General features: G+C 44.8%; 4 protein-coding genes. 2 read left to right on the forward strand and 2 right to left on the reverse strand.

All coding sequences use genetic code 11. From position 1 onward, the window contains the following. Positions 1-110: 110 nt before the first annotated feature. Both PX481_RS22775 and PX481_RS22780 read right to left on the reverse strand, forming a co-directional pair. Entirely contained in the window at positions 111-530 is a 420-nt protein-coding gene (locus PX481_RS22775) for an endonuclease domain-containing protein (protein WP_002761599.1), read from the reverse strand. 35 nt (positions 531-565) lie between these two features. Then, a complete protein-coding gene (locus PX481_RS22780) occupies positions 566-2,623 on the reverse strand; it encodes a class I SAM-dependent DNA methyltransferase (RefSeq protein ID WP_288096207.1) in 2,058 nt (685 codons plus the stop codon). 291 nt (positions 2,624-2,914) lie between these two features. On the opposite strand from PX481_RS22780, the gene PX481_RS22785 reads away from it, so the two are divergent. Together PX481_RS22785 and sixA are read left to right on the forward strand one after the other, a co-directional pair. Then, entirely contained in the window at positions 2,915-4,138 is a 1,224-nt protein-coding gene (locus PX481_RS22785; RefSeq protein ID WP_288096210.1) for a DHH family phosphoesterase, read from the forward strand. 52 nt (positions 4,139-4,190) lie between these two features. After that, positions 4,191-4,685: a phosphohistidine phosphatase SixA gene (gene sixA, locus PX481_RS22790; RefSeq protein ID WP_002761593.1), complete on the forward strand. Its 495-nt coding sequence runs from the start codon at positions 4,191-4,193 to the stop codon at positions 4,683-4,685. The last annotated feature ends 213 nt before the right edge of the window (positions 4,686-4,898 follow it).

The raw sequence follows: 4,898 nt of genomic DNA on the forward strand, positions 1-4,898 counted from the left end.
TAGGGGGGATAGCCTTGAAAAGGGGGGCTAGGGGGGATAGCCTTGAAAAGGGGGGCTAGGGGGGATAGCCTTGAAAAGGGGGGCTAGGGGGGATTACCTTTCAAGGGGGACTAAGGAGGATCATCAACCTCCGTACAGACAGGAAGCGAAGAAATAAACCCCGATATTTTCTCACAAACCGCCTCGAAATCGTATTTAACCTCATCATTGGTGAAACGGATCACCGTTAATCCGTATCCCTCTAAAACCTTCGTTCTTCTAGCATCATAAGCCATTGCCTCCGGAGTAAGATGAACCTCCCCATCCACCTCGATCACTAATTTCAACTTCGGACAATAGAAATCAACGATAAATTGATCGATCGGTCGCTGTCGCCACATTTTTAAAGGAAATTGTCGGAGAAAAGCCCATAACTTTTTTTCTGTCGGTGTGGGATTTTTTCGCATTTCCTTGGCTCTAGGGACTAAATCGGGATTGTAGGGTAGAAAATAAACACCGTATTTTAATTTAGACACGATCGCTATCTCCATCGGTCTCCTTTAAGGAAATATACCGAAGTTCTTTTTTAAATCCCCAACCCTTCAAAATTCTTAGCAATTTCATCAGCTAAACGAATCGCCTCGGAGTTGAGATCATTTAACTCCAGATGAATTTCGCGTAACGTTTCCTCGAAATCGAAATCCTCATCTTCCTCCTCTGGGGAAACGCCGACATAGCGTCCGGGGGTTAAACTCCAATCATTCGCCTGTAACTCCTCGCGATCGACCACTTTAACCAACCCTTCCACATCCCGCAGCTTGGCATCGGGGAACCTTTCTAATAACCAGTGAGCGTGACGGTAGAAACTACGAACCGATTTAAGCTGTTCGATCGCATTCTGACGGTTTGTATCGGCTTCTTTGCGTAAGGTGTTGAGTTCGCGGGAATTCCACCACAGTTTACTATCTCTTGCTCCCAGATCCTTCTCGGCACGCTCGATCGCTCGACCTAATAATTTATTCACCAGATCCGCCTGTTTGCCCAGATCCCGACTAAATTCGCCGTATTCGTGATAACAGCGGACAGCCTCGTGTAAAGTCTCTAAATCATCAGCGTTATAGGAAATCGGAGCGAAACCGGCGTATTTATCGATGTCATCTTTGAAAAGCTCAGATGCTGTTCGGAGTTCTAACCATGTTCCGTCTTTTTCATCGATGAGATTATAAAATTTCTCTAGGGACTCGGTTAACTTGTCCAGATGCTCGCGATAGTTTTGTAAAAGAGCGATCGATCCCTGATACTCTCGATCGATACTCTGGCAATAACCGACAACCAAATCGATAAAACGCTTCGATTCGCTCCGATAGAGCCAGACAATCGAGAGAATATTCTGTAACTGTTCTGGGCTAAAATCGTTGATCGTCCGGTTTACTTTCCGGTAAATATTGCGGGCATCGATCATTAATATCTTATCTTGAAGCTCGGCGGGTTTCCCTCGATTGAGAAACCACAACTCGCAGGGTACGGAGCGGGTATAGAAAAAGTTGGAGCGGATCGCGATCATTATGTCCACCGTTCCCGTCTCGATTAACTTCTGTCTTACCTTGCCTTCGTCTCTCCCGGCGCTGGAAGCTTGGGAAGACATAACAAAACCGGCTTTTCCTCGATCATTGAGATAGCTGTAGAAGTAACTGATCCATAGATAGTTACCGTTGGAAACTTTGTTACTTTTATTAACCCCCGGCAATCCGAAGGGTAAGCGCTCATCACCATCTACCTTACTATCCACCTCGTCCACGTTAAAGGGAGGATTGGCCATCACATAATCCACTTTCCCGGCCAATGCCAGCGGATCCTCGTAGTAGGTGATCGCTTTTTGGATATCCCCTTCTAAACCGTGAACCGCGAGATTCATCTTGGCTAAACGAATTGTGGTCGGATTCTTCTCTAACCCTTTAAAAGTTAACATCTGGGGATTGATGCGCTGTCTCTCAACGAAATGTGCGCTCTGGACAAACATTCCCCCCGAACCACAGGCAGGATCGAAAACCAATCCGTGATCGGGTTCTAAAACATTGGCGATCAAAGATACTAGAGAAACGGGAGTAAAAAACTCTCCGTTATCGTGAGCTTTGAGATTAGCGAATTGTGTTAGGAAATATTCATAAATTCGCCCGAAAATATCCCCATCGGCTTTTTTTAACTCTTCTGGGTTTAAAATCCGTAGTAAATTCCCTAATACCACGTTATCTAGTTCTTGGTATTCCGTTTTCGGTAAAATACCCCCTAAAGGTGGATAATCCCCCTCGATCGATAGCATTGCTTCCATTAAGGAGGTCGAGCGATTGACGCTATCGGGGAGCGCCACCAGAAAATCGAACTGAGCTTTTTCTTGGAGATAGATCGCTCCTTTGCACAAGAAATCTTCTTTGGTTAAGGAGCGTGTTTTACCCCCTCGCTTCGGTAAATCCGCCTCTACCTCCCTCTTAACCTTGAGAAAACGACTATAGGCATGACGAAGGAAAATCAAGCCCATAACGGGCAGAAAATACTCGTTACTGGCATAGTTAGAATTAGCGCGCAGGGTGTCGGCCGCTTTCCAGAGCTTTTTTTCGATCGCTTCGATGTTGTCCAGTTGGGCCATGAAATTTTACTCAAGAATTAGGTAGATGGTCGAGCCTGAAGGGAAAATTAAGGGGTTTGGTATAGTATCTATTTTCTCAAGTAATGGCAGCGATGGTTAATTGCCCTAACTCCTCTCCCAGAACAAACGGCAGGGGTCTTTTGATAGACTAGAGTTATGGCCCCAGAGTAAGGAGCTAGGGGCAAGAAAAGCTTAATATTTGAGATGAACCGATCAAGCGAGAATATCGTCTAGAATTAATTAACTCAAAAAATCCTGACTGAATCTACCTTTAAGCAAACTTTTCTAAAAATGATGGCTGAATTACTGAGTCTAGTTCCTGCCAAGTCCCTCGAAACTGATGTAGTGGTAGGGGAAGCACCGGCAGTATGTCCCCTTCCTCCAGTCACGGTTAGTAATGATACCCTACTTATTTCCCTAATCGATCGCCTGCGACGTACTTTGGAAAATCACCGCAGCGAAAATCAAATTGTGGTGATGCAGGATTTCCCGGATCCCGATGCTCTTTCTAGTGCCTGGGCCTATCAAATTATCGCCGAACAGTACGATATTCACTGTGATATAGTCTATGCGGGTACTCTCTCCCATCAGGAAAATGTCGCTTTGGTAAAACTAACGGGTTTACCGGCTAAACGTTGGGGAGTCCATACCCTCAAGGATAGAGATCTTTCGGTTTATCAGGGTTGTGTTTTTGTCGATGGTCAGGGAACCAATAGTCAGTTAACCACTCTGGTTAAACAGGCAAAAATTCCCATTATTGTCGTGATTGATCATCATACTCGCCAAGGGGATCTAGAGGCGGAATTTGTCGATATTCGTCCCCAAATCCGGGCAACAGCGACGATGTTAACCCAATATATCCAAAAAGGGTTAATAAGTTTTAATAGTAGCGATACCGTCCATGTTAAGTGTGCCACAGCCTTGATGCACGGATTGCGATCGGATACGAATAATTTAATGCAAGCGCAAGAATGTGAATTTATTGCTGCTGGTTATCTCAGTCGTTTCTACGATGCCCAATTATTAAACGCTGTCCTGCAATCGGCCAGATCCCGACGGGTGATGGATGTGATTGAACGGGCCTTAAAAAACCGTATTATTAAAAATAATTATTCGATCGCTGGGGTCGGTTATTTGCGTTATGATGACCGGGATGCGATTCCCCAAGCTGCCGATTTTTTGGTGACAGAAGAAAATGTTCACACGGCTTTAGTTTATGGTATCGTTCACGATGAAGATGAGGAGATCGAGTTAGTCATTGGTTCTATGCGTACCAGTAAAATTACCCTAGATCCCGATGAATTTCTCAAGGAAGCTTTCGGACAGGATAACCAAGGTCGCTTTTTTGGTGGTGGTCGTTATATGGCCGGAGGTTTTGAAATTCCTATCGGTTTCCTCGGTGGTTTTAATAATAATGCCGAATACGCAAAACTTAAGTGGGAACTGTATGACACCCAAATTAAACAGAAACTTTCCCATCTAGTTAACCCCGATGAAAAGGTAATTCGCACCTAGCTATTAGACCTCAGCTATCTGTTAACATTGCCAAGACCGACCTAACACTGATATGAAACTTTATTTTGTGCGTCATGGATTAGCAGGACAATCGGGGGATTATCTCAACGATGGGGAACGTCCTTTAACCGAGGAAGGTAGGGCCAAAACTGCTAAAATTGCCCAAAGATTAGGACAGTTGGGGGTGAAATTTGACCTAATTTTGACTTCTCCCCTGGTGCGTGCCGTGCAAACCGCCGAAATTTTGCAAAAAGCGGGTTTAAGCCGTAAAATTGAGCAATTTAATCCCCTATCGCCCAATGGCAATATTCAAGATTGGGTGCAATGGTGGCAAAAGTCCGACTATCAGCGAGAGGAAAATGCGATCGCACTGGTAGGTCACGAACCGGATTTAGGCTATTGGACGGAAATGCTAGTTTGGGGCAAGTTTCAAGGGAAATTATCGGTCAAAAAAGCGGGAATAATTGGTCTAGAGGTTCCCAATCAAGAAAATCCCCTAGGTAAGTGTCAGTTATTCTGGTTGACAGCACCGAAATTACTTCTCTAGGAATTAACCTAGGTGTATCTATCCTTTTTGGAGACTACAATCGATGTTTAGTTAGGGTCTGCTGAAAAAGTTTTTCCTGGGGGTAGGAGTCAGGAGCCGGTCGTCAGTAGCCAGTCGTTTCAGGCTTTGTTGCCCTTGTTTTGTGTACCAAGCGATGTACTACAAGAAGGATAATGCAAGGTTTTTGAAAGTCCCAATCCTATTTTCGCAGCA

The sequence above is a fragment of the Microcystis sp. M53603_WE2 genome, from assembly GCF_030065435.1.

Coding starts and splice junctions, on each gene's coding strand:
- PX481_RS22775 (WP_002761599.1), bottom strand. CDS start 530: ATGGAGATAGCGATCGTGTCTAAATTAAAATACGGTGTTTATTTTCTA.
- PX481_RS22780 (WP_288096207.1), bottom strand. CDS start 2,623: ATGGCCCAACTGGACAACATCGAAGCGATCGAAAAAAAGCTCTGGAAA.
- PX481_RS22785 (WP_288096210.1), top strand. CDS start 2,915: ATGATGGCTGAATTACTGAGTCTAGTTCCTGCCAAGTCCCTCGAAACT.
- sixA (WP_002761593.1), top strand. CDS start 4,191: ATGAAACTTTATTTTGTGCGTCATGGATTAGCAGGACAATCGGGGGAT.